General features: G+C 44.0%; 17 protein-coding genes and 1 pseudogene. 15 read left to right on the plus strand and 3 right to left on the minus strand.

Annotated elements, in window-relative coordinates:
- Positions 1-194: 194 nt before the first annotated feature.
- The 4 genes from JX304_RS02055 to JX304_RS02070 all read left to right on the plus strand — a co-directional run bounded on the left by JX304_RS02055 (position 195) and on the right by JX304_RS02070 (position 6162).
- Positions 195-1958 (plus strand): glycerophosphoryl diester phosphodiesterase membrane domain-containing protein, encoded by a 1764-nt coding sequence (locus JX304_RS02055; RefSeq protein ID WP_205011047.1) that lies wholly within the window; start codon positions 195-197, stop codon positions 1956-1958.
- Positions 1959-2356: 398 nt separating this feature from the next.
- Entirely contained in the window at positions 2357-4102 is a 1746-nt protein-coding gene (locus JX304_RS02060; RefSeq protein ID WP_205011048.1) for an ABC transporter ATP-binding protein, read from the plus strand.
- Positions 4092-5960 carry an ABC transporter ATP-binding protein gene (locus JX304_RS02065; protein ID WP_205011049.1) on the plus strand — a complete coding sequence of 623 codons (1869 nt, stop codon included), beginning with the start codon at positions 4092-4094 and terminating at the stop codon, positions 5958-5960. Before JX304_RS02060 ends, JX304_RS02065 begins: the two co-directional genes overlap by 11 nt.
- Positions 5953-6162: a hypothetical protein gene (locus JX304_RS02070; protein ID WP_205011075.1), complete on the plus strand. Its 210-nt coding sequence runs from the start codon at positions 5953-5955 to the stop codon at positions 6160-6162. Before JX304_RS02065 ends, JX304_RS02070 begins: the two co-directional genes overlap by 8 nt.
- A 107-nt stretch (positions 6163-6269) precedes the next feature.
- On the opposite strand, the gene JX304_RS02075 is transcribed toward JX304_RS02070, so the two are convergent.
- Complete coding sequence (locus JX304_RS02075) at positions 6270-7622, minus strand: MFS transporter (protein ID WP_205011050.1); 1353 nt, start codon at positions 7620-7622, stop codon at positions 6270-6272.
- Positions 7623-7779: 157 nt separating this feature from the next.
- On the opposite strand from JX304_RS02075, the gene JX304_RS02080 reads away from it, so the two are divergent.
- From JX304_RS02080 to JX304_RS02090, 3 genes and pseudogenes are all read left to right on the plus strand, one after another.
- Positions 7780-8877 (plus strand): ArsR/SmtB family transcription factor, encoded by a 1098-nt coding sequence (locus tag JX304_RS02080; protein WP_205011051.1) that lies wholly within the window; start codon positions 7780-7782, stop codon positions 8875-8877.
- A 32-nt stretch (positions 8878-8909) separates the two neighbouring features.
- A pseudogene (locus JX304_RS10925) lies at positions 8910-9217 on the plus strand (hypothetical protein).
- 22 nt (positions 9218-9239) lie between these two features.
- Positions 9240-9497: a transcriptional regulator gene (locus JX304_RS02090; protein ID WP_187540688.1), complete on the plus strand. Its 258-nt coding sequence runs from the start codon at positions 9240-9242 to the stop codon at positions 9495-9497.
- 110 nt (positions 9498-9607) lie between these two features.
- Here JX304_RS02090 and JX304_RS02095 read toward each other — a convergent pair whose 3' ends face one another.
- Positions 9608-10090, minus strand: a complete 483-nt coding sequence (locus tag JX304_RS02095; RefSeq protein WP_205011052.1) for a glutathione peroxidase — start codon at positions 10088-10090, stop codon at positions 9608-9610.
- 159 nt (positions 10091-10249) lie between these two features.
- On the opposite strand from JX304_RS02095, the gene rexB reads away from it, so the two are divergent.
- The 3 genes from rexB to JX304_RS02110 are packed head-to-tail and all read left to right on the plus strand — an operon-like array spanning position 10250 to position 17499.
- The gene (gene rexB, locus JX304_RS02100) at positions 10250-13516 is read left to right on the plus strand and encodes an ATP-dependent nuclease subunit B (protein WP_205011053.1); all 3267 of its coding nucleotides are present in this window, start codon (positions 10250-10252) and stop codon (positions 13514-13516) included.
- Positions 13513-17178, plus strand: coding sequence for a helicase-exonuclease AddAB subunit AddA (gene addA, locus JX304_RS02105; RefSeq protein WP_205011054.1), 3666 nt, complete (start codon positions 13513-13515; stop codon positions 17176-17178). The genes rexB and addA overlap by 4 nt, the downstream gene beginning before the upstream one ends.
- A gap of 3 nt (positions 17179-17181) precedes the next feature.
- A complete protein-coding gene (locus tag JX304_RS02110) occupies positions 17182-17499 on the plus strand; it encodes a DUF4298 domain-containing protein (RefSeq protein WP_205011055.1) in 318 nt (105 codons plus the stop codon).
- Between the two features lie 501 nt (positions 17500-18000).
- On the opposite strand, the gene JX304_RS02115 is transcribed toward JX304_RS02110, so the two are convergent.
- Positions 18001-18171: a DUF3042 family protein gene (locus JX304_RS02115; RefSeq protein WP_003014881.1), complete on the minus strand. Its 171-nt coding sequence runs from the start codon at positions 18169-18171 to the stop codon at positions 18001-18003.
- An 83-nt stretch (positions 18172-18254) separates the two neighbouring features.
- Between JX304_RS02115 and miaA the strand changes: the two genes are divergently transcribed.
- Genes miaA through JX304_RS02140 form a run of 5 tightly spaced genes read left to right on the plus strand, consistent with a single transcriptional unit; the run spans position 18255 to position 22685 of the window.
- Positions 18255-19142, plus strand: coding sequence for a tRNA (adenosine(37)-N6)-dimethylallyltransferase MiaA (gene miaA / locus JX304_RS02120; protein ID WP_205011056.1), 888 nt, complete (start codon positions 18255-18257; stop codon positions 19140-19142).
- Entirely contained in the window at positions 19135-20382 is a 1248-nt protein-coding gene (gene hflX / locus JX304_RS02125) for a GTPase HflX (protein WP_205011057.1), read from the plus strand. The genes miaA and hflX overlap by 8 nt, the downstream gene beginning before the upstream one ends.
- Complete coding sequence (locus JX304_RS02130) at positions 20366-20995, plus strand: cystathionine beta-lyase (RefSeq protein WP_205011058.1); 630 nt, start codon at positions 20366-20368, stop codon at positions 20993-20995. Before hflX ends, JX304_RS02130 begins: the two co-directional genes overlap by 17 nt.
- Before the next feature lie 3 nt (positions 20996-20998).
- Positions 20999-21928, plus strand: a complete 930-nt coding sequence (gene rnz / locus JX304_RS02135) for a ribonuclease Z (protein ID WP_205011059.1) — start codon at positions 20999-21001, stop codon at positions 21926-21928.
- A 1-nt stretch (position 21929) separates the two neighbouring features.
- Positions 21930-22685 carry an SDR family NAD(P)-dependent oxidoreductase gene (locus JX304_RS02140; protein ID WP_205011060.1) on the plus strand — a complete coding sequence of 252 codons (756 nt, stop codon included), beginning with the start codon at positions 21930-21932 and terminating at the stop codon, positions 22683-22685.
- The last annotated feature ends 2 nt before the right edge of the window (positions 22686-22687 follow it).

The following is a 22687-nucleotide window of genomic DNA, read 5'->3' on the forward strand; positions in this document are numbered from 1 at the left end:
TGAGTAGGGCTGTAAAAGCTGATGAAATCAGCGTAGTAGAGCCCACTCAACCACTGCGTCTTGCTCGACAATCCAAATAAACATAGAAAGAGGCTAGGAATTTTGTCCCAGCCTTTTTTGCTTGTAATAAATGATTGACAGGGAGAGCTTTTTTCGCTATTCTAGGGGAATAATGGAAATGAAAGGGAGACATGATGAAACGGAGTTACTGGCAAGACTTGAAGGGGGCCTTTTACTTGATCTGGCGCAACAAATGGTCCTTTATCGCGATTGGGATTTTGCTACAATTTGTCGTTGGCATTGGTGCTGCGGCCTTGAGCTGGGTCTTTCAACTGGCTATTTTACTCTCGGGTCAGGCCAATATTGATAAGAACAACCTTGTTTCTGTCATGAGCCATCCCTTAAGCTTGCTGGCTCTTTTGGTCTTTATCATGGTCTTTGCCTTCTTGTTTATGCTGGAGATGCGGACCCTGATTTCGGTCATTTATCTGTCGCGTACCGATCAGCACTTGTCCTTTAAAAAGGTGCTGCGCCAATCATTTGGTCGCTTGAAGGATCTAGCGGGTAGAAACCTGCTTTATTTTCTGCTTTATCTCCTTTTGACCTTGCCTGTCGCAGGTGTCTTGATTGGATCGACCCTGACAGATGGTCTTTATATTCCAAACTTTATCACAGGAGAGTTTGAAAAGACCACGATCGGCTCGATCGGGCTCTTAGTGGTAGAGCTGACCCTTCTCTATCTCAATCTTCGCTTGATCTATACGGTTCCCAACCTCGTGGTGGAGGACTTACCATTTGGTCGTGCCTTGAAAAAAAGTTGGAATATGACCAAAAAAGGTGGCTTTCGTCTCTTATGGAGAATTCTGTCCTTTGAGTTTCTCTTAACTTTCCTTGGGATTCTGCTGGTCCTGGGTCTGGTTTTCGCCTTGACCGTGATCGATAAAGAGGGCCAGTATTTCTGGGTGGTGACGGCCTTTTTGGTCTTGATTCGAACCTTCCTTTTCATTTTCACAGTCTTGACAAAGGTGGGGTCGCTCGGCATCATCTTGGACTCTGCATGGGAAGTACCGAGCCGATCAGTCATGCGCTCAAAAGGCAGTCGAAAGATGAAGGGACTCTTTGCTCTGACAGTGGTCTTTCTCATGTTCCAATCGGGGATATCAGCCTTTGAACTTGCAACCCTAAAGGTCAATGACCAGATCAAGCTCATCGCTCATCGAGGAGATATTTCGAAAGGGGTTGAAAATTCCCTGGAAGCCTTAGAAGCCGCTGCTAAGAAAAAAGCAGCTTATGCGGAGATGGATATTCTCCTTACCAAGGACCATCAATTTGTCGTCATGCATGACTACAATCTCAAGCGCCTGGCCGGGGTGGATAGGGATGTAAAAGACATGACCCTAGCTGAGGTGCAAGGCCTCAAGATTCAACAGGATGGTCACACGAGTCACATCCCATCCTTTGAGGAGTATGTCAAACGGGCCAAAGAATTGAACATAAAGCTTTTGGTTGAGCTCAAGCCCCATGGTGGAGAGCCAGCTAATTATGTAGACCTCTTTGTCCAGAAGATGAAGGAGCTGGGAGTTGATAAGGACTATCCAGCCATGTCTTTGGATCTGTCGGTCATGGAAAAGGTTGAGAAGAAAGCTCCGGAAATTAAGACCGGCTATGTCATTCCGATTCAATTTGGTCGTTTTGAGAAGGCCTCGGTCGACTTTTTTGCCATTGAAGACTTTTCTTATCAGGAGGATTTGGTGACTCAGGCTCATAAGATGAAAAAAGAGCTTTATGTCTGGACCATCAATGATAAACAAAAATTGACCAAGTATTTGCAACAACCCATTGATGGCTTGATTACGGATAAATTGACAGAGGCACAAAGACTGAAAAAGGATTTGAAAGAAAATAAATCTTACGTTGATCGCTTCTTGAATCTCGTCGAAATGTCTAAGGAAGAATAAGATAGGAAAGGCATAGAGAGAGTGGGACAGAAATCGGTCATTCGTTAGAATTCGATTTCGTCGTCCCACCTCCGCACAGTTGAGTAGGTCTGTAAAAACTGATGAAATCAGCGTAGTAGGGCCCACTCAACCACTGCGTCTTGATCTACAATCCAAAGACAATTGAGAGGCTAGGACTTGTGTCCCAGACTCTTTTGTAGTGGATCAACAGAAAAACTGATCCTATCTAAAAATCTTGCTTTTTTTGCGAATTTAGTTTACAATGGTACTAACTCAATATACATGCGTAATCCCTAGGGTCTTTCCCTCAGGGAATTTTGTGTGTTTTGACCTATTTTTAGTGGGAGGAAACCTTGTTTCTACCACGGGTAAAAGTATGAAACTTATTGGAGGTAATGATGATTCGATCCTTAATTTCCGAGATCAAAGAATTCAAGAAGCCCTCGATTTTGGCTTCCTTGTTTATGGTCTTTGAAGTCATGTTTGAGATTTCAATTCCCTTTGTCATGGCGAGTTTGCTAGACCAAGGTGTGCTACAAAGAAATATGCAGAATATCTTGTTTTATGGTGGACTCATGCTGGTCTGTGCCTTTTGCTCCCTCTTTTGTGGGATGCAGTCGGCCCGTTATGGCGCCTATGCATCGGCTGGTTTTGCCAAAAACCTTCGTCGAGCTATTTTCAAAAAGGTCCAAACCTTCTCGTTTGAAAATATTGACCAGTTTTCATCAGGTGGGCTGGTTACTCGGATGATGACGGACGTGACCAATGTGCAGAATTCTTATCAAATGATCATTCGGATCTGTGTGCGTGCACCGCTCAATTTGATCTTTGCCATTGTGGCTTGTTTTATGATCAATGCAGAGATGGCCATGATCTTTGTCTATGTGACCATCTTTTTGGCAGCAGTTCTCAGCATCATTATGAAGATTGTGTATCCGCTCTTTACGGAGGTTTTTGAAGCCTATGACAATTTAAATAATAGTATTAAAGAAAACATCACCAATATGCGGGTGGTCAAGTCTTATGTCAAAGAAGCAGATGAAACGGTTAAGTTTAAGAAGGCTTCACGCTTGATTTACAACATGTTTATGAAGGCCATCCGTGTCGTTGTCTTTAGTAGCCCAGCTATGATGCTTTCGATGTATGCTTCCTTCCTTTTGATCTCTTGGATTGGGGCTCATCTGATCGTTGGTGGCCAGCTCTCTACTGGAAATTTGACCTCTATGTTTAGCTACACCATGACCATTCTCATGTCGCTCATGATGTTTATGATGATCTTTGTCATGTTGTCCATTTCCATGGCTTCTGTCGAGCGGATCAATGAAGTTTTGACGACCAAAACGACGATTGACTCTCCCAAAAATGGCCTCAAAGAAGTGGCCAATGGAGCAATTGACTTTGAGGATGTAACCTTTGCCTATACCGATGAAAATGGCGATAAGACCCATGTTTTACAAGGGTTGAATCTTTCGATTTCTTCCGGTGAAGTCATTGGGATCCTGGGGGGGACAGGTTCTGGGAAATCGAGCCTGGTACAGTTGATTCCTCGTCTCTATGATGTCGAGTCTGGTCGGGTGACAGTAGCGGGCCACGATGTCAAAGAGTACGATCTCGATGCTCTTCGCAAGCAAGTGGCTATGGTTCTACAGACCAATGTCCTTTTCTCTGGTACGATTAAAGAAAATATGCGCTGGGGAAAGAAAGATGCGACGGATGAAGAGATCATTGCAGCTTGTAAGATTGCGCAAGCCGATGAATTTATTCAAGATTTCAAAGAGGGCTATGACACCAAGATTGAACGCGGTGGGTCCAACGTATCAGGTGGTCAACGTCAACGTCTTTGTATCGCGCGTGCCCTTCTCATGAATCCGAAGATTTTGATTCTGGACGATTCGACTTCTGCGGTCGATACCAAGACGGATAGCTTGATCCGTCAAGGGTTGGCCACCAGCTTGAAAGAGACCACCAAGATCATCATTGGTCAACGGATTTCCTCGATTCAAGATGCAGATCGCATTATCGTCATGAATGATGGTCAGATCGATGCCATCGGTCGTCACGAGGAACTGCTTGCGACCAACGCCATTTACCAAGAAGTATACGAAATGCAAACACAAGGGAAAGGAGAAGCAGATGAAAACTAAGAAAAAAGCAAATCTAGGCTCGCTCCTTCGCTTGCTCAACTTCCTTTGGAAGAACTATAAACTTGCCCTGATCATCTCCTCTATCTTGATCGTTCTATCGTCTCTTGCGACGGTCAATGTGATAGCTTCGATTCAGTCCTTGGTCGATGTCTATGTAGAGCCCATGCTGACAAGCAACAGCCAGGATTTTGGACCGCTCTTGTCCTTCCTGATGCGGGTTAGTTTGATCTGTTTGATCGGGGTACTTGCTAACTATGGCTTTACCTTGATCATGGCGACGGTTTCTCAAGATTCGCTTAGAAGTCTTCGAAATCAGTTGTTTGCCCGTATGCAAAAACTACCGGTTCGCTACTTTGATACCCACCAACACGGGGACATCATGTCCATCTATACCAATGATATTGATGCCCTTCGTCAGGCCATTGAACAATCCATTCCCCAACTCATCTCTTCAGCCATTACCATCCTTGGGGTAACGATTACCATGCTGACGGTTAGTCCACTTTTGTTCCTGATTGTTCTGGTGATGGTCCTTGTTATGTTCTTTATTATCAAGGATGTTTCTGGCAAGTCTGGTCGTTACTTTGGGGCCCAACAAAAGAACTTAGGGATCGAAAATGGCTTTATTGAAGAAATGATGTCGGGTCAAAAAGTGGTTAAGGCCTTTGTCCATGAAGCAGAAAGCATCGAAGATTTTGATCGCATTAATGACCAACTCTTTGAATCTTCATACCAAGCCAACCGCTATGCCAATGTCCTCATGCCGGTTCTTGGAAATCTAGGAAATGTTTCCTTTGTATTGACAGCCTTGGTCGGTGGGATTATTGCCCTAAACGGTATCGGTGGGTTGACCATCGGTGGACTGATGGCCTTTCTGCAATTGAACCGTTCCTTCACGGGTCCGATTGCTCAGGTCTCTCAACAATTGAACTTTGTCCTCATGGCCTTGGCTGGTGGAGATCGTGTCTTTGATCTTTTGGATGAGGAAGAAGAAGTCAATCAAGGGAAAGTCACCTTGGTCAACTATGAACTGGTCGATGGAGAAATGGTCGAAACTGATCAGAAAACCAACAAATGGGCTTGGAAACATCCTCGTCCAAATGGCAGCTACCAGTTGGTCAAACTGGTGGGGCATGTGGTCTTTGACCATGTTGATTTCTCCTATGATGGGAAAAAGCAGATCCTTAAAGGGATTAATCTCTACGCGGAAAAAGGTCAAAAAGTGGCCTTTGTCGGTGCGACTGGTGCGGGTAAGACCACCATTACCAATTTGATCAACCGTTTCTATGATATTCAGTCTGGAATGATCACTTATGATGGCATCGATGTTAAATTAATCGATAAGGATTCTCTTCGTCGCTCCCTCGGTATTGTTTTGCAAGATACTCACTTATTTACGGGAACCATTGCGGAAAACATTGCTTATGGCCGTGCAGATGCGACTCGTGAGGAGATTCTGGAGGCGGCTCGGATTGCCAATGTGGATTCCTTTGTCAAACACTTGGATCAGGGCTATGAAACGGTCTTGACGGATGATGGAGCTGGCCTTTCAAATGGTCAACGGCAATTGATCGCCATTGCCCGTGCAGCCCTTGCCAATGCGCCAGTCTTGATTCTGGACGAAGCGACGTCTTCGATCGACTCGCGGACAGAGAAGATGGTGCAAGAAGGGATGGACCGCCTGATGGAAGGTCGGACAGTCTTTGTTATCGCCCACCGTCTATCGACGATTGTCAATTCCGATGTGATCATGGTGATGGACCACGGACGCATCATCGAGCGAGGCAACCATGCTTCCTTGATGGCAGAACGTGGCACCTATTACCGCCTCTACACCGGTGGACTTGAAATTGATTAAACCAAAAAAGCTTGAGCGTTGGCTCAGGCTTTTTACTTATTTCTCAAGCAATTCTTGGATTAAGTCTTCCATAGCAGCTGGTTCTGTTTTGGAGGAGAAGCGTTGGGCTTACTTTGGCATGTTTAAATATCAAAAAATTGGTGAAATGGATAGCGAATATCCCTTTTTATTTTGTTTTAAATCCGGTTTTTGGATGAAATAATAGATGATAAAGCAAATAATTTCAAAAATACAACAAAAAGACAAACGCCAAAAATGACGTTTGTCTACTTTCTGAGATTTCAGTAGTCACTGAAATCCTTTTTATAGTTAATTATTGTGTTTTGAAAAAATCATGTCCTTTAAACTCATAATAACTAACACTAATGTAATTCCCCATCCAATCCGAGTAGCTAATAATAGATTGTTTGGCCAAAGATTTAGACAGGTTGAACCGACTGCTGAACCAGCCGAAATGGCAATATTTTGTACCATTCGTTGTAAAGCTCCCGTGCTTCCTTGCATTTCCATGGGACTGGCTTGCATAATACTAGCGATATTTGCAGGCTGAAAATAGCCACCACCAACACCATAAATAAAAAGTCCAAAAGTTAGAAACAGATAAGACCATTTGGGATTAAGAAATACTAAGAAAATTAAAGACAGGCAAATAATACCCAAACCTAAGCGACTAAAAGTTATGTTTTTACTCCCATAGTTCAATTTTCCTGATACTCGTGAAAAGATAACTAATCCAGCTGGAGCTCCCAAAACAAGAAATCCAGTAACTCCTACTCCTAAATGATATAACTGTTCAAAAATAAATGGAGGTAGTAAAAATATCATGGCAGAGGCAAAACCAAAAGCAATCGTCTGTAAAAAGTGAGAAATTACTTTAGGATTCTCCTTAAGTCCCTTAACATTGACAAGTGGATTTTTTTGGATAAATTCAATTCGATAAAATAAAATACCAATCAATAAACTAATTATTATTAGAAAAAGACTGATTATTTGTAAATGACTCTTACTTAATAATGATAGTCCTAACAATAGGCAAATTAACATTATTGCATTAACAATTGTTCCAGATGTGTCTAATTTTTGATTGTTAGTCTGCTCAGAAACTTTGTTAAGAAGATAGTGATTGCAAATAATACCAATAATTACGAAAGGGACATTTATCCAAAAAATAAATCGCCAAACATTTAAAGATAGCAATATGCCACCTAAAGAGGGACCTAATACAGGACCTAAACCTATCATAACTCCTAAAATACTAATAGAGCTATTTTTTTGTTCTTCTGATACTAATGTTGTAATCAAAGCTGCAGAAGTAGCTTGTAAGGCAGCTGCCCCAATTCCTTGAATTACTCGCCCAGCGATAAGCCAACCAATACTATTAGCAAACCCACAAAAAAGCGAGCTAAGTCCAAAAAGAACGAATCCTAAGTAAGAAATTTTTAGTTTGCCGAATTTGTCACTAAAAATGCCTAAAGGAAGTATGAATATTGCCAATGCCAGTGCATATCCAGTTATTGTAAAAGCTGCAGTATTAGCTGTTGTATGGAATTGCTCTTTTAGGAAAGATAGTGCAACATTGATAATACCAGTATCTAAAGTTGACAATAACATTCCCATACCTGCGATAACTGTTATTAGTAAATCCTGCAACCGTCTACTCATAAAATTTCCTCCTTGGGTTTAGCTGTGTAAATTAAATGTTTAGTATCGTGTATCATAAATATAACCTCTTTTCTAAAAATTATAAATATGATACAATGAAATAAAATTTTAATCAATCGATTCTGAAAATATCGAATCGTTTAGAAGGAACATGCACATGACTATTACAGTTCAATTTAGTAACTATGCTCTGAAAACGGATGAAACATTAACACAAAGGATACAATTTGTGTACTCACCCTTAAATGAACTGTTTAGAAGCTTACATATCTTATTGAACCCGCGTCATCATGGTATAAATATTGATTGGGTCATTGAGATACAAGATAGATTGACAGATGATTTCTATGAGAAGCTTCACTATTTTCAACTTTTTTATGAACTTGGTGTTTCTCCTATTTTACTTTGTAATTTTCGCTATCATGCGACAACGATTGAAGAAGAGATACAAAATTTAAAGAAATTTCTTGATGAATTCCCAACTATTCAATTAATTGAGCATTTAGAGAAAGTGTCCAGTGACAGAGAAAACTCCTTCATTCCAACATTAGCAAAAGGATTAGAATGGAAGGATTTTTCTTTGAATGAGGATAATCAGTTACTTATAGACTTGAGGAAGAATGCCTCTGGTGTTTATCAACATCTTTTCTCTTTTATTGATTGGTACCGCCAAGAAATATTTGATGAAACTTGGAAAAGTAAAGGTATTCAACGAAAGCTCTTAACAGAAATCCAACATCAAGCTTCTTTTTTAAGGGAAAATGGTTTTGAAGAAATGTTTAATCATTTGCAAATTGACCGCATTCATTGGAGAAAGGACAGGCTGGCCATCATTAAACCTTTTGACCAAGAAATCCAACTGCAAGATAGTGATTCTATTATGTTATTACCAAGTTATTTTATTTGGCCTCATCTGTTTGTTGAATCTTTCAATCAAGGAATTGCTATTACCTATGATATTACAGAACAGCCAAGTTACTATAACTCCACACCGGAAAATTTGATTACTATTTTTAAAGCTTTGAGTGACCCTGTCCGTTTACAAATTATGAATTATGTTATTGATAAACCAAGTACGACACAATCTTTGGCTCAAATTTTATTAATGAGTAATTCAAGTATATCCAGACATTTACAAATTTTAAAGGATGCTAACTTATTAACGACAACTAAAGCTAAAAAATTCGTTCTTTATGAGCCAACACAGCTCATTACACAACTTATGCCGAATTTCTACCATTTCTTTAAAAATTGAGGCTTTAATCATTAAAAAGGTGGTGAACTACTATGTCAACGTCACAAATTATCTCGGTTTTATCAGCTAACCGTTTTCTCACCCAAAATGAGATTGAAAGAACTTTAGGGTGTTCTTTATCGAAAAGTGAAATTGCTTTTTTAAAGGCTAGTCCTAAAATAGTTTTATTTAACTTTTACGGCCGAATTTACTATAAATTAAATAATGATAATACTCTCACCACGGAGCAAGGAAGACAAGCTATTGCAAAACTGTCTAGACGTCCTCAAGCAATTAAGCTTGGTAAAGCACGGATATGTTTGCACCATTTAGCAGGGAAAGCAGGAGTTTCAATATTTGAGTGGTTTATTCAAAATAAATTAATGGAACAGGAATCCCCTATCAGCTACTCTTTAACTCAAGCAGGAAGTAATGCTATACAGCAATGGTTGGGTTATCAGTCTAATCCTAATATCAAATTATGTTTAGATTTTTCTGAAAGAAAGTTTCATATTGGTGGAGTATTAGGAGAAAAGATATTAGAAAAACTAATCCATGAGGAAAAATGTCAATTAACTCAAGATAGGCAAATTATTCTAAAAACTGACTTAAATAACTTAATGAAGGATTTTTATAAGTAAATTACTATCAAATTTTTGCTTGAAACTATTGGTTGTGTGTTGTACCAATAACTTATTATTGATTTAATTAATAAAAGACGCTCTAGTTTTATGATTAACCAGAGCGTCTTTTAGTTATCAAGCAATTTTTGGATCAAGTCTTCCATTGCAGCGGGCTCTGTTTTTGAGGAGAAGCGTTGGGCGACTTGGCCTTGTCGGTCGATGACAAATTTTGCGAAGTTCCATTCGATGCGTTTGCCCAGTGGTCCGGCTGCTTGGCTTTTGAGCCAGTCATAAAGAGGAAGGGCCTCTTTGCCATTGACCTTGGCTTTGGCGAATCGTGGGAAGGTGGTCTGGTAGTTGAGGCTACAGAAGCTATTGATTTCTTCTGCAGTTCCTGGAGCTTGCCCCATGAATTGGTTACAAGGGATATCTAGGATTTCAAACCCCTTTTCCTGGTAGCGCTGGTAGAGATCTTGTAGTCCCTGGTATTGTGGGGTTAGGCCACAACCGGTCGCCGTATTCACTACGATGAGGACCTTACCTTGGTAGTGGGAAAGAGAAATTTCTTCCCCTTGTTGGTTTTCTAAAGAAAAATCATAAATGCTGGTCATAGTTGTCATCCTTTCTGTCTTTTCAGCTTTTATTGTAGCACAAATGGACTAAAATTGGGGCAAGAGGAGCATGACTTCTTGCTTTAGTCCCTCCTGCGAAAATGATATAATAAGAAGATAATAAGCTCTCAAGAAAGTGCCCAAAGGAGAACGGATCGGATGAAATTACTCTATACGGATGTTCGGACCCCCTTGACCCAGGTCCTGACGCAAGAAGCCGTAAGGTTAGTAGAAGATGGCAAGCGTGTGTTTTACATAGCACCTAACTCTCTGTCCTTTGAAAAAGAAGCCAAGGTCTTGTCCTATTTAGAAGGTCAGGCTTCTTTTGCCATAACCGTTACGCGCTTTGCTCAAATGGCCCGTTATTTCATCCTGAATCAGGTTTTTGAGGAGCAAGCCTTGGATGACATCGGTCTAGGTATGCTATTTTTTAAAGCTCTTTCCCACATGAAGGACCAGGATCTTAAGGTCTACGGAGCCCTGCGCAAGGATCCTCAGTTTATCCAGCAACTGGTTCAGCTCTATCATGAATTGCAGACGGCCCAGATGGATTTTACAGATTTAGAGTTACTCGAGGAAGCTGAAAAAAGAGAGGACCTCTTGGCAATTTTTGAAGCAGTCTCTGAGATCTTGGCCCAGCATCGGTATGAATCCCAGTCCAAGATTGCTGTTTTACTCAATCAGATTGAAGAGGGGCACTTGGAAGAGCAATTGAAAGAGGTGGCGATCGTCGTCGATGGCTTCACACGTTTTTCTGCGGAAGAAGAGGCTTTGATTAGTCTTCTTCACAGAAAAGGGGTGGAGATTGTCATCGGGGTCTATGCCAGCGAAAAAGCCTATCGTGCAACCTTTAGAGAGGGCAATCTTTACCAGGCCAGTGTTGACTTTCTCCTTCGGTTGGCAAAAACTTTTCAGGTTCAGCCTCAATATTGTGGGCAAGCGATCGAAGACTCCTTTAGTTGCATGACCCGCATGGTAGAAGCGCGCTACGATTTTTCACAGGTGGAAAATGTGCTTACGGAGCAAGACCGAACCGCTGTTCAACTCTGGCAAACCAATACACAAAAAGAAGAGTTGGAATTTGTCGCTAAATCCATCCGTCAACGTCTTCATGACGGCGCACGCTATCGGGATATTCGGGTCTTGTTAGGCGATGTGGAAGCTTATCAACTGCAACTCAAGACCATTTTTGACCAGTATCAGATCCCCTTTTACTTGGGACGAAGTGAGGCCATGGTCCACCATCCCTTGATTCAGGTCATTGAATCGCTAGGACGGATCAAGCAGTTCAATTACCAGACAGAAGATATCATCAATCTGTTGAAAACGGGACTTTATAGAGATTTGACGCAAGAAGAAGTCGATACTTTTGAGCAGTACCTTGGCTTTGCGGAAGTAAAAGGTGCTACAAAATTTCACAAGCCCTTTACCAGCAATCGTCAGGGTAAGTTTAATCTAGAAGCACTCAATGCCCTCCGAGAACGCGTCGTAGAACCTCTAGCTCCCTTCTTTTCACAGCGCAAACAAAAGGTGACCCATCTCTTAACCGCCTTTACAGAATTTCTGAAAGAGTCTCAGCTTTCTCAGAATCTACAAGCTTTGATCAAGGATCTAACTTTGGAAGAGCAGGAACGCTATGACCAGGTCTGGAAGGCCTTCCTCCACGTCTTAGAAGAATTGAATCTTGTTTTTGAGGACCAAGAACTGACAGTGGATGACTTTCTAGCTCTTGTCTTATCCGGCATGCAATTGTCACAATACCGGACAGTTCCTGCTACAGTCGATGTGGTGACGGTTCAGTCCTACGACTTGATTGAACCCTTGACAGCCCCTTATGTCTACGCGATCGGGCTAACCCAGGAGCGTTTCCCCAAGATCGCCCAAAACACCTCGCTTCTCAGTGAAGAAGAACGACAACAGCTCAATGAGGCCACCCAAGAAGGAGCAGAGCTCCAGGTGGTGACCAGCGAAAATCTCAAGAAGAATCGCTTTGTGGCGGTTTCGCTACTTAATGCAGCAACCGAACAACTGGTCCTATCGGCCCCTAGCTTGGTCAATGAAACGGAAGATAGTGTCTCTCCTTACCTTCTAGAATTGGCCAAGGAGCCCATTGCCATCGAGTGGACGACCAAACAAGCCCAAGCTTCAAGTGATGACATCGGGACCTACCGAGCCCTCTTAGCGCGCGTGATCGAACTCCATCAAGAAGAGATCACTAGTGAGTTGTCTGCTGAAGAAGCCAGCTTTTGGGGTGTGGCCGTGCGGGTCTTGCGAAAGAAATTGCAAGCGGAAGGCATTCAGATTCCTCAGATTTCAACGGAATTAAAGAGTCGTCAGCTCCAGTCGGATACGCTTCAAGCGCTCTATCCTAAAGGAAAAGCCTTGACCTTATCCGCTTCTGCCTTGAATGAATACTACAAGCACCAGTATGCCTTTTATCTGCGCTATGTCTTGGGCTTACAAGAGGATGAGACCATCCGGCCAGACGCTCGCAGTCATGGGAATTTCCTGCACCGGATCTTTGAACGAGTCTTAAAAGACGGCTCCGATCAAGCTTTTGATCAGCGTTTAAGCGAGGCAATTCGAGAAACCAGCCAGGAAGCGGAATTCCAGCAATTGTATGGAGAAAATGGAGAGACCAAGTTTATTCAAAACTTGCTTCTTGATACCGCTAAAACAACGGGCCGGGTCCTCGCTCAGCAAAATGGTATCGAGACCATCGGTGAGGAGACCCTCTTTGGTGGGAGCACCCACACCTCTTATCCATTGTCTGATGGCCGTCTCCTGCAGCTAAGGGGCAAGGTGGACCGTATTGATCAGTTAAGTGATCGCGGAGCCCTCGGAGTCGTGGACTACAAGTCGAGCTTGACGCAATTCCACTATGACAAGTTCTTTAATGGCCTGAATTCTCAATTGCCAACCTATCTTTCTGCGATTCAGGATTTGAAGGAATACCAAGAGGAGCAGGGGATTTTCGGAGCCATGTATTTGGAAATGGGAGATCCCGTAATAGATTTGAAAAAGACCAAGACAGTCGACGATGCCATCAACCAAACCATGAGGAGTCAGCAATACAAGGGACTCTTTATGGCAGATCAGGCGCCTTATCTGGGCGAGGAATATGATAAGAACAAGGCCATGATGCTGACTAAGGAAGAGCTGGACCTGCTCCTCTTGTACAATGCTTATCTCTATAAAACAGCAGCAGAAGGGATTCTCAAGGGGCAATTTGCTATCAATCCCTATAGTGAAAATGGGCGCAATATCGCACCATATGTGGACCAGTTTAAATCCATCACAGGATTTGAAGCGGATCGTCACCTCGGTCAGGCACGATTCTTGACCAAACTAGACCAAAAAGGAATACGCGGTGAAAAGGTGAAAGCCGCTTGGATCGAGAAGATGAAGGAGGTCTTGAACAAATGATCAAACAAGCATTTTTGACAAGAGATGAAATCAAGGCCCTTCAGGCCCAAGAGGCAGCCTCTACCAAAGAGCAAAAGCGAACAGCAGAACAGATCGATGCCATCTATAGTTCGGGGGCCAATATCTTGGTGTCGGCCTCTGCTGGTTCAGGGAAGACCTTTGTCATGGTGCAGCGGATACTGGATCAGATCCAGCGAGGCATTTCGATTAAGGAGCTCTTTATCTCGACCTTTACGGTCAAGGCAGCAGGAGAGCTTAAGGAACGTTTGGAAAGTGAACTTGGAAAAGCCCTGCAAGCGAGCGATGACCCAGAACTCAAGCAACACCTGGCCCGTCAAATCGCAGATGTCGCCACAAGCGATATCGGAACCATGGACTCCTTTACCCAAAAGGTCCTAACGCGCTACGGCTATTTGCTTGGGTTGGCGCCCCAGTTTCGGATTTTACAAAATGCCAGTGAGCAGCGTCTCTTACAAAATGAAGTCTTTCAGACTGTTTTTGACCGCTATTACCAAGGGGAAAATCAAGAAGCTTTTGTCCAGATGGTCAAGAATTTCACGGGGCAACGCAAAAATTTGACCTTGTTTAAAGAGCAAGTCTACCAAATCTATGACTTTCTTCAGTCGACTAGTGATCCAGAGAAATGGCTGGAAGAGCATTTCCTAAAAGGCTATGAAGAGACCGATTTTGAACAGATTGAAGGTGCTCTGATGGAGAGCATCCAGCAGGCCCTCTATGAGGCAGAGAGCTTTTTTGACTTTCATTTGTCCAATGAGGGCCAAGCATTTGGCAAGGCCAAATATTTGGAAGCCGTGCAAGAGGTGCTGGATCAGATTGGAAGCCTCACAGAGCGCCCTAATAAAGCGCAACTGACCTCTGTCCTAAAGGCAGTCGTGGCGATTAGTCGAGCTTCAAATGGGGGAGCCTTGACCAACAGGGTCCGAAAAGAAGAGCTAAAAGACCTGGTCACGGCTTATAACCAAGACAAAAACCTTCATATCAATCGCCTCAGAGACTTGGAAAATCAGCTCTATCAGCTAGAATTTCAAAAAAACTTCCACCAAGAAGAAGGGCCCATGCTCTCTTTGCTGCGGGACTTTATCAGAGACTTTGCTCAGGCTTATCTGGAGCGAAAAATCCAAGAAAAGGCTTATGAATTTGGGGATATCAGTCATTTTGCCATTCAAATTTTAGAGCAATTTCCAGAGGTGAGACAAGCCTTTCAAGAGCGCTACCACGAGGTCATGGTCGATGAGTACCAGGATACCAACCACACCCAAGAGCGGATGTTGGATTTGCTGTCAAATGGCCACAATCGCTTCATGGTGGGGGATATCAAGCAATCCATTTACCGCTTTCGACAGGCAGATCCACAGATTTTCAATGACAAATTTAAGGCCTACCAAGAAGAAGGGGCGAAAGGGCGTTTGATCCTCCTCAAGGAAAATTTCCGGAGCCATGTGGAAGTGTTGGATGCGACCAATGATGTCTTTCGCCATTTGATGGACGAAGAGGTAGGGGAGATTGACTACAATCAAACCCACTATCTAGTTGCAGGAAGCGACAAGCAGCGGATGGCCTTGCCACAACATCGGGCAGAGTTTTTGCTCTATGATGGTAGCCAAGACCAGGAAGAAAAGGCCGAAGATGAGGAAGTTATATCCGGCCTTGAGACCGTTTCCAAGGGAGAAATTCTCCTTGTCATCAAAGAAATTTTACGCCTCCATCGGGTGGAAAAAGTACCCTTTAAAGAGATCACCCTCTTGACCGCGACACGGACTCGAAATGATGCGATTCTGGAAGCGTTTGACCGCTACCAGATTCCGATTGTGGCAGATAGCGGACAGGCGCATTATCTTGAGTCGCTGGAAGTGATGGTCATGCTGGATACCTTGCGGAGCATCAACAACCCTTTGCATGATTATCCCTTAGTAGCCCTTATGAAATCCCCTATGTTTGACTTTGATGAAGATGAGCTGGCACGGATTTCCTTGCAGTCGCTTCCAGAGCAAAAGCAAGTGGACTTCTACCACAAAGTCCAGTTAGCCCTTGAAAAAACTGCAGAGCATGCCAATCTGATTGATGCCAAGCTCTTCGCTAAAATTGAGAACTTCCTCAAGGTTTTATCTACTTGGCGGGCTGCTGCCAAGACCTCTTCGCTTTATGATTTGTTGTGGAAAATCTATGAGGATCGCTATTACTACGATTATGTTGGTGCCCTTCCAAATGGCGTCCAGCGCCAGGCCAACCTCTATGCCTTGACGCTTCGGGCCAATGATTACGAGAAGGCCAGTTTTAAGGGCTTGTCGCGCTTCATTGCTATGATCGATAAGGTGATCGAAAATGAACACGATTTGGCCAGCGTCCCTCTGGCGGCACCAAAAGATGCCGTCCAGCTCATGACGGTTCATAAGAGTAAGGGACTGGAATTCAAGTATGTCTTTCTTCTCAATATGGACAAGGCCTTTAACCGCAAGGATCAATCGGGGCCAATCATTCTCAGCCGTCAAAAAGGGATTGGTTTTAAATACATTGCGAACCTTCCAGTTGAGACCGAAAATCCAGCTGCTCCAGAGTCCATTCGCCTGCAGATCGAAACACCTTGCTACCAAGGCAATGTGGAAGAAACAAAATTAGCCACGATTTCAGAGCAGATGCGTCTTCTATATGTTGCTATGACACGGGCCGAGCTTAAGCTCTATCTGGTCGGAAAAGGCCGGGAGGACAAACTGCGTGATACCGATTGGGGGACCAGTCGCAATGGCAAGCTGGATCCGGAAAAAAGAAAAGAATGGACCTCTTATCAGGACTGGCTCTTTGCTATTCAAGATGTGTTCGCCAAGAATACACTGGCTTATGACACGCGTTTTGTGACAGATGAAGACCTGACAACGGATCAGCTGGAGCCACTAGAGAAGGAGAAGGATTCCCGCCTGGATCAGCTCAAGGATGTCCGCCAGTCAGAGGATATTCGTCGGGCTTTGGATATCTTGGAAAATGTTGATCGTCTCAATCAGCTCTACGCTCCGGCCATTCATTTACCTAGTGTCCGTACCCCTAGCCAGATCAAGAAATTCTACGAGCCGGTCATGGATGCCAATGGCGTCCAAATCATGGATGCGAAGACCGTGACACCTGAGTTTGAACTTCCAACTTTTGGTCCAGAAAAAGCGGTGACGGGAGCCCAAGTTGGTAGTGCTGTCCATGAACTCATGCAGCGCGTGCCTCTTGAAGAAGAAATCACTCTTGATACACTGCGTCAAGCCTTGGAGCAAGTCCAAGCAGAGCCAGCGGTCAAAGCGCGCATCAAGCTAGAGGCTATTCTCGCTTTCTATGAGACGCCTTTGGGGGCCTTGCTTCAAAGAGAAGCCCCTCGTGTTCATCGTGAAGCCCCCTTTGCCATGCTGAAGAAAGATCCAGCTAGTGGCGAGGACTTTGTCGTTCGGGGGATCTTGGATGGGTATATCGTGCTAGAAGATCGGATCCTGCTCTTTGACTACAAGACAGATCACTACAAGTTCCCTAGCCAATTGGTCGAACGCTACCGAGATCAGCTCGATCTCTATGCAGAAGCTCTTCGCCGTTCCTATGGCCAAGAGCACGTTGAAAAATATCTGGTACTTTTAGGTGGCCCTCATCTAGAAGTGGTGAAAGTGGAGTAACACATGACAATTGCAAAGGAAAAAATTGAACGCATCCAAAGTATGGAAGGTTATTTGAATGACTATGCTAAGACTTTGGAAGATACAAAAAAAGCAGTGGATCGACTAAAAGAGCATCAAGAGAGCTATATCCAACTGCGCGATTATTATAGTAGTCAGGCCTATTTTGATGACTTGGACCTGTCCAATCAAGCGGATTTTCCAGCCGATCTTCCTTGTGGTGTCTTGTCTGAAGATGCCGTCTATGATTTGTTAGACGAGCACTTTCAGATGGGAGTGGAGCTCTTGGAGATCGCAACGAAAATGATCAAAGAACGGTGAAATCATTCTTTATATTTTATCTTTCCTTAGGTGACGACGGACGTTAGGTGAAATTATCCAGTGGATGATTTCAGCAATTCAGGAAGTTCCATGACTAAATCAAGATACAAAGGGCGACTGCGGATAAAGCCAAAATAGGAAGTTTGACGAAGAATCTTTAGATTCTAGGAGAGCTTATCTTTTTGACGCAATCCGCAGCCCGTGTTCAATTATTTTTGAGCCCCTTCGCTCTTGAAATTCTTAGCACAGGCTAAAACAGTTCCCCGAACTGTTTTACTCTCAATAATTCCTAGTACCTGAAACAGGATCTGTTTCTAGCACTTTTCTCACGGCGGAAAGTTTCAGTATATCTTTGAATAAACACAACATAAATCATTCTAATTCTTTTAGCATTACTTGTGTTAGCTTATCTTGACAAGCCCTACCAGCAATAGAAAATTTTCCAAAATGGACTTTTTCTTCAGCAAAAAAAGCTCCGGTTTCCCGGAGCTTTTTTTAGGATTAGTGTGATACACGGCGACGTGCTGCTTTTTTGCGGTTTTCTTCGATGAAAGCTGCTTTCTTTTCTTCTGGCTCGATTACTTTTTTCTTGAATGTGTAAACTGCACCTGCGACAGCAGCAACTGTACCAGCAACACCAGTAACAAAACCTTTACCAAATCCTTTAGCCATGAGAATTTCTCCTTTTCTGAACTTTAAATATTTATGTTATAATATATGGTAACGAAAAAACGTGAATTTTGCAAGGAAAAACGATGAAAACCAAGATAATTGTGATTGTGGGACCGACCGCGGTTGGAAAAACAGCTCTTGCGATCGATTTGGCCCAAGCTCTCAATGGTGAAATCATCAGTGGTGATAGCCAGCAAATCTATCGCAAGCTGGATATTGGAACTGCCAAGGCGACACCAGAAGAGCAGGCTGCAGCTCCCCATCATTTGATCGATGTGCGGGAGGTAACCGAGTCTTACTCGGCTTTTGATTTTGTAAGAGAAGCTAAACAGGCCATTGCGGAGATCACAGCCCGAGGCAAGCTCCCCATCATTGCAGGTGGGACGGGCCTCTACATCCAAAGTCTTCTTGAAGGCTATCATCTTGGTGGTGAAGTTCCTCATGAAGAGATTCTGGCCTATCGGGCTCAATTGGACTTGCTTTCGGATGAAGACTTGTACCAAAGGGTGACGGAGCAAGGACTTGTGATTCCTCAGATCAATCGTCGTCGGGCCATGCGGGCTCTTGAAATTGCGCATTTCGGACAAGACCTAGCAAACCAAGAGACCGATTTTGACCCCTATCTGATCTGTCTAGATGATGACCGGTCCTTGATCTATGAGCGCATCAATCGTCGAGTAGATCGCATGCTAGAGGAGGGGTTATTAGAGGAAGCCCGTTGGCTCTATGACCATTATCCAGATGTGCAAGCCAGTAAAGGCATTGGCTACAAGGAACTCTTTCCCTACTTTAAGGGAGAACAGAGCTTGGAGGAAGCCAGTGAAACCCTCAAGCGCAACACCCGGCGTTTTGCTAAACGGCAGCTGACCTGGTTTCGAAATCGAATGGAAGTAAAATTTTACGCCATTTCTGCCCCCCATTTCAAGGAGCAGGTTCTTGCAGATGTAAAGGAGTTTTTACAGCATGATTGAAACAGAAAAGAAACAAGAACGCATCCTTTTGGTCGGTGTGGAACTACAAGGTATGGACAATTTTGAGATGTCGATGGAAGAGTTGGCGAGCCTAGCTAAAACAGCCGGTGGTGATGTCCGGGGCTCCTATACACAAAAGCGGGAGAAATACGACACTAAGACCTTTGTTGGCGCAGGAAAACTCGAAGAAATCGCTCAAATGGTAGAAGCCGAGGAGATTACAACGGTAGTGGTCAATAACCGCTTGACCCCTCGTCAAAATGTCAATTTAGAAGAAATCCTAGGGGTTAAGGTCATTGACCGGATGCAGCTGATTCTAGATATCTTTGCCATGAGGGCTAGGAGTCATGAAGGGAAGTTGCAGGTGCACTTGGCCCAGCTTAAATATCTCTTGCCACGACTTGTTGGTCAAGGGATCATGCTCAGCCGTCAGGCCGGGGGGATTGGTTCACGTGGACCAGGGGAAAGCCAGCTGGAGTTGAACCGCCGGAGCGTCCGCAATCAAATCACCGATATCGAGCGCCAGCTCAAGGCTGTTGAAAAGAACCGGGAAACTCTTCGTGAAAAACGCTTGGAATCTCCTGTCTTTAAGATTGGTTTGATCGGCTATACCAATGCAGGGAAGTCGACCATTATGAATCAGTTGACCAGTAAGAGCCAATATGAAGCGGATGAGCTCTTTGCGACTTTGGACGCCACAACCAAGAGCATCCACCTAACAGGCAATCTGCAAGTGACGCTGACCGATACGGTTGGCTTTATCCAAGACCTGCCAACAGAGTTGGTATCGAGCTTTAAGTCGACCCTGGAAGAAAGTAAGAATGTGGATCTCTTGGTTCATGTCATCGATGCGTCTGATCCCAATCATGAAGAGCATGAAAAGACCGTGGTTTCGATCATGAAGGACCTGGATATGCTGGAGATTCCTCGCTTGACTCTTTATAACAAAGCAGACAAAGTAGCAGACTTTACCCCAACCCAGACACCTTTTAGCTTGATTTCAGCTCGCTCTGAAACGGCCCGTGAAGATCTGCAGGCTTTGTTACTAGAAAAATTGAGAGAACTCTTTGTTCCCTTTACCATTCGCGTTCCCTTTTCAAAATCCTATCGGACACATGACTTAGAGACGGTCGCGATCATTGACCAGCGCGAATTTGAAGAAGACGTCGAGGTCATTCAAGGCTATATCGCAGAGAAAAATAAGTGGAAGTTGGAAGAATTTTATGACGGATTATGTTGATTTAGCGATAAAATATGGAGGTTATACCAGCCTCGATCGGGTCTATCTGACTAATCTTTTAAGCACGATCCCTGAGAACTTGCGGCTCCGTATGATTACGCCTCCCCCAAGTGTGCTCAACGCCTATTTCGCTGAGCTCTATCAAAAGAAGAGCCCCAAGGAGGCTATGGAATATTTCTTGGACTTGAGCCGGGCGTTTGACTTGTTTACCGATGAGTTCAGCTTTGATGAAGGCAAGCCCTTTATCCGTCTCAATTTGTCGGGTAAGTCTTATGGCTTGGCTTATGTAAATGAGGAGATGGCCTGTGTTTTTGCTGAAAATCCAGCGGCGGAAATCACCCCTTCGATTTTATTCGAAATTGCAGAGATCTTTCCGCATTGTTTGGTCTTTGAAAAAGATGGCAAGATCTGTTTGCAAGAGGCCGGCCCAGAAGTGGTGACCAAAACAGAAGCGCTCACAGCCCTGACGGACTTGATGACCTTGGAAGATGGACGCTTCAAACTGTCAGGCTATAACCAAGAAGAGCTGCTTGAGCAGGCTCACACCTATTCTGGAAACCTTTCGTTCCGTTCAGAGAACCGGACGGCCATGATTTATATAGATAGAAAGTAGACAATGGACATTCAATTTTTAGGAACGGGAGCTGGGCAACCCTCAAAAGCCCGCAATGTATCGAGCTTAGCGCTCAAATTGCTAGATGAAATCAATGAAGTCTGGCTCTTTGACTGTGGCGAAGCGACCCAGAATCAAATTTTAGAGACCACCATTCGCCCACGAAAAGTTAGCAAGATTTTTATCACTCACCTACACGGAGACCATATTTTTGGTTTGCCAGGATTCCTCTCTAGTCGGGCCTTTCAGGCCAATGAAGAGCAGACAGATCTGGATATTTATGGTCCAGTAGGGATCAAATCCTTTGTCATGACCAGTCTTCGGGTATCGGGTTCTCGACTGCCTTACCGCATCCATTTTCATGAATTCGATGAACATTCTCTCGGCAAGATTTTAGAAACCGATAAATTTACGGTCTATGCGGAAGCTTTGGACCATACGATCTTTTGTGTGGGCTACCGGGTCATGCAAAAGGACCTCGAAGGAACACTGGATGCAGAGAAGTTGAAGGCGGCAGGAGTTCCTTTTGGACCGCTCTTTGGGAAAGTCAAAAATGGCCAGGATGTTACGCTAGAAGATGGCACCAAGATCATTGCAGCAGACTACATTTCAGCCCCTCGACCGGGTAAAGTCATCACTATTCTGGGCGATACGCGTAAGACCAATGCTAGCGTCCGTCTTGGGGTCAATGCAGATGTCTTGGTCCATGAGTCCACCTATGGCAAGGGTGATGAAACGATTGCTCGAAAGCACGGGCACTCGACCAATATGCAGGCGGCAGAAGTGGCGCGTGAAGCAGGAGCCAAACGCCTTCTTCTCAACCATATCAGTGCGCGGTTTTTATCAAAAGACATCAGCCAATTGCGCAAGGATGCGTCCAGCATTTTTGAAAATGTCTATGTGGTCAAAGATCTAGAAGAAGTGGAGATCTAAGATGCGAACCATTCTCATAACAGGAGCAAGTGGAGGCTTGGCACAGGAAATGGTCAAGCTCCTCCCTGAAGACCGGCTGATTCTCTTAGGCAGAAATCAAGAAAAACTGGAAAAACTCTACGCCAGTCAACCTCAAACCGAGTGCATCGGGATTGATATCACAGATCCATCAGCTGTTCAACAGCTAGTGGAAGAGCTCTACCAGCGCTATGGACAGATTGATATTTTGGTCAACAATGCAGGCTATGGGATTTTTGAGGCCTTTGATAACATTTCTGACCAGCAGGTGCGGGAAATGTTTGAGGTCAATACCTTTGCCCTCATGCAACTTTCACGCTTGATTGGTGCGCACATGAAGGAAACAGGCAAGGGGCACATTGTCAATATCGTCAGCATGGCGGGCTTAGTTGCAACTGCTAAATCCAGTCTCTATTCGGCTACTAAGTTTGCAGCTATCGGCTTCTCTAACGCTCTGCGTTTGGAACTCATGCCCTTTGGTGTCCATGTGACGACGGTTAATCCGGGTCCCATTCGGACTACTTTCTTTGACCAGGCAGATCCTGACGGAAGCTATGTCAAGGCTGTGGACCGCTATATTTTGGAACCAGACTTTGTGGCCAAGAAGATCGTAAAAAACTTTGGAAAAGCAAAACGCGAGCTCAATTTGCCTTGGCTCTTGAACCTAACTCACAAGCTCTATACCCTTTTTCCACGTATCTCGGACAAGCTAGCTAGCAAGATGTTCAACTACAAATAGGA

The sequence above is a fragment of the Streptococcus parasanguinis genome (assembly GCF_901875555.1).
Classification (GTDB): domain Bacteria; phylum Bacillota; class Bacilli; order Lactobacillales; family Streptococcaceae; genus Streptococcus; species Streptococcus parasanguinis_H.

Bases quoted from the DNA above. Each gene is read 5' to 3' on its own strand.
- JX304_RS02055 (WP_205011047.1), top strand. From the start codon at position 195: ATGAAACGGAGTTACTGGCAAGACTTGAAGGGGGCCTTTTACTTGATC.
- JX304_RS02130 (WP_205011058.1), top strand. From the start codon at position 20,366: ATGACGGATTATGTTGATTTAGCGATAAAATATGGAGGTTATACCAGC.
- JX304_RS02140 (WP_205011060.1), top strand. From the start codon at position 21,930: ATGCGAACCATTCTCATAACAGGAGCAAGTGGAGGCTTGGCACAGGAA.
- JX304_RS02090 (WP_187540688.1), top strand. From the start codon at position 9,240: ATGGAACAGGAATCCCCTATCAGCTACTCTTTAACTCAAGCAGGAAGT.
- JX304_RS02115 (WP_003014881.1), bottom strand. From the start codon at position 18,171: ATGGCTAAAGGATTTGGTAAAGGTTTTGTTACTGGTGTTGCTGGTACA.
- JX304_RS02075 (WP_205011050.1), bottom strand. From the start codon at position 7,622: ATGAGTAGACGGTTGCAGGATTTACTAATAACAGTTATCGCAGGTATG.
- miaA (WP_205011056.1), top strand. From the start codon at position 18,255: ATGAAAACCAAGATAATTGTGATTGTGGGACCGACCGCGGTTGGAAAA.
- JX304_RS02065 (WP_205011049.1), top strand. From the start codon at position 4,092: ATGAAAACTAAGAAAAAAGCAAATCTAGGCTCGCTCCTTCGCTTGCTC.
- JX304_RS02060 (WP_205011048.1), top strand. From the start codon at position 2,357: ATGATTCGATCCTTAATTTCCGAGATCAAAGAATTCAAGAAGCCCTCG.
- hflX (WP_205011057.1), top strand. From the start codon at position 19,135: ATGATTGAAACAGAAAAGAAACAAGAACGCATCCTTTTGGTCGGTGTG.
- JX304_RS02110 (WP_205011055.1), top strand. From the start codon at position 17,182: ATGACAATTGCAAAGGAAAAAATTGAACGCATCCAAAGTATGGAAGGT.
- addA (WP_205011054.1), top strand. From the start codon at position 13,513: ATGATCAAACAAGCATTTTTGACAAGAGATGAAATCAAGGCCCTTCAG.
- JX304_RS02095 (WP_205011052.1), bottom strand. From the start codon at position 10,090: ATGACCAGCATTTATGATTTTTCTTTAGAAAACCAACAAGGGGAAGAA.
- rnz (WP_205011059.1), top strand. From the start codon at position 20,999: ATGGACATTCAATTTTTAGGAACGGGAGCTGGGCAACCCTCAAAAGCC.
- JX304_RS02080 (WP_205011051.1), top strand. From the start codon at position 7,780: ATGACTATTACAGTTCAATTTAGTAACTATGCTCTGAAAACGGATGAA.
- rexB (WP_205011053.1), top strand. From the start codon at position 10,250: ATGAAATTACTCTATACGGATGTTCGGACCCCCTTGACCCAGGTCCTG.